This window comes from Ruegeria sp. N11 (assembly GCF_056531525.1).
Genome location: NZ_JBQFLX010000068.1, coordinates 1 through 2,087, shown reverse-complemented (window position 1 = coordinate 2,087; position 2,087 = coordinate 1). Strand labels below are relative to the sequence as shown.

The following is a 2,087-nucleotide window of genomic DNA, read 5'->3' as shown; positions in this document are numbered from 1 at the left end:
GAGATCATGTTCGGCAGGTTGAAGGATTGGCGGCGTGTGGCAACCCGCTACGACAGGTGCCCGAAGGTCTTCCTGTCAGCAATCGCCCTTGAAGCACTCGTTATCTATTGGCTATGAGTCCTGACCCTATCAGAGAATGGCGACAACAGCTATTCCGAAGGCAGCAAAGACTCCCAGCATGACTGCAAGCGCACCTGCACCTAGCCCGGGCCCGACATAGGTGCTAGCAGGCATGTCGAGTGATCAAAAGGCCGAATCCAGGTTGGGCATTGCATCAATCGTTGCATTCCCAAATGTCGGCGTTGAAGTAGTCTGGCTCGAACCACTTAATCTCGGATACTGTCAGGTTGCGGTTGTCTATGTCCGGGTTCAGATTGAAGATTTCAAGCGCGACAGCTCCATTCGCATCAATTTCTAGCAAACGTCCTTGCTGGGGGCTGGAAAAAAGGAGGTTTCCGCTGTCGATCCACTGATGCTTGCCACGGATGCGCGAGTAAAAATCGTAGTCCCGGCCATCGAGTGTTACTTTGGTCTGGAACGTATCGGGGTCGACCGAGACGATCTCGCTGTAATCGCGGCTCATGCGGTTGTTGTAGATGCTGATGCGACCATCGGGCATCCAGTCCGGGTCATGCTGTCTTTGCACGGCTCCCACGCGCCACCATTTGACGATGAGGTCATCGGGATCGACAACGAATATAAGGTTGCCCGCGCGCGCGCTAACTAGCAGGTCGCCCGCATCGAACTGGTCAAAGCGGTTAGCCAGCGCGGGCGGAAGGGGGTCGACATCATTGTAGTGGAGTGCATCGCTCATCCAAGATCCCTTCGTGTTCTTGGGGTTCTTGCCCAGGTCATTGTCATGGAGCCTGCGTAATTCTAGTATGTCGATCGTTGGATTGGCCGCGATCACATCGTCGGTCGAAAAGGTTCTCAAAACGGTGCCGTCCACCACCGAGACGAGCGCAAAATCGAGAGAGTCGTTAAAGGTCCAGACAGCGCTTTGGTCTTCAAGCGTTGTTACGGAGTGATGATACACACCCGGAATTGTCCAGATTCGCTCCCCGCAGGCGTCAAACTTTTGCAAGGAAACACCACCGTCGAAGGCGAAGATGAACGAGCCGTCGGGGAAGATCTCCAAGCCATGGGCGAACTTATTGGAGTTCGGGCTGGGTGTCTTGTCTCCGACGGGGATTTCGTCTACCGGGATTATGGTTGCGATCTCAAGCTCAGGCGAGATCACAACGACCGCATTCTCGATCGAGTTCCCGGTCGCGAATGAGCCAAAAAGCACGCGCCAGCCCAAAGTGATCGCGTCTGTGGCCTTGTAGACCAGCCCTGGAAGGGGATCTGTCCGCGAGGGGAATTTCGCATAGTCTATTAGGTCCACGGGCATGCGCGGAGCGCCAAACGTGTTGTCGTAGATTTGACCCGTAACGATGCTGGCGCCTTCCTCGAACACATCCTTCACAAGTGAGGGGAATGTTGCGATGGCAAGGGCGATCTCACCGGCCCTGCCCAAACGTTCACCGCCAGAAAGCTGGTATCTGACGGACCAGCCGAACAAAACTGTTGCCACTGTTGACAGGAGAAGCAATAGCAAGACCAACCAAACTGGAACTCGTTTGTCCATACCTGTAAAGTGCCCAATCTCGCAAAGCCAATCCTGAAAACGGACCCTGTTTGCGCGCCCGACAACAGCGTTTCTGACTTATTCGGAATTCGAAAACAACTCTTATCAAAGTATTGATGATAGTGCGAGAGTGTCTTTGCGCACGCCAGCAAAAGACCGAATCGCTACTTCCTACGCTGCTACAATGAGCCGTTTGAGGATGCCGATCGAACCGGAAATAACCGACCCGTCGACCACTCTTCAAAAGTGAAACGAGTTACCCCTCAAAGGGCCTCGAAAAATGAGCATCGTTCGGTGGGAAACCAAATGAACAACGCGGATTTTAGGGTCAGGACTCATAACCAATAAATGACGGTTGCGGCGAGAGCGATGGCGGAGAGGAAGACCTTCGGGCATCTGTCGTATCTGGTCGCCACACGCCTCCAATCCTTGAGCCTGCCGAACATGATCTCGATGC

2 protein-coding genes and 1 pseudogene are annotated in these 2,087 nt (G+C 54.0%); 1 reads left to right on the top strand and 2 read right to left on the bottom strand.

Annotated elements, in window-relative coordinates; translation table 11 throughout:
• Positions 1-117, top strand: a pseudogene (locus tag ACR0J8_RS24180) (IS5/IS1182 family transposase); the annotation flags it as partial.
• A gap of 157 nt (positions 118-274) precedes the next feature.
• Here the strand turns inward: ACR0J8_RS24180 and ACR0J8_RS24175 are convergent.
• Both ACR0J8_RS24175 and ACR0J8_RS24170 read right to left on the bottom strand, forming a co-directional pair.
• A complete protein-coding gene (locus ACR0J8_RS24175) occupies positions 275-1,630 on the bottom strand; it encodes an arylsulfotransferase family protein (protein WP_480527949.1) in 1,356 nt (451 codons plus the stop codon).
• 335 nt (positions 1,631-1,965) lie between these two features.
• A partial coding sequence (locus tag ACR0J8_RS24170; protein ID WP_165832714.1) for a transposase occupies positions 1,966-2,087 on the bottom strand: 122 nt, incomplete at its 5' end.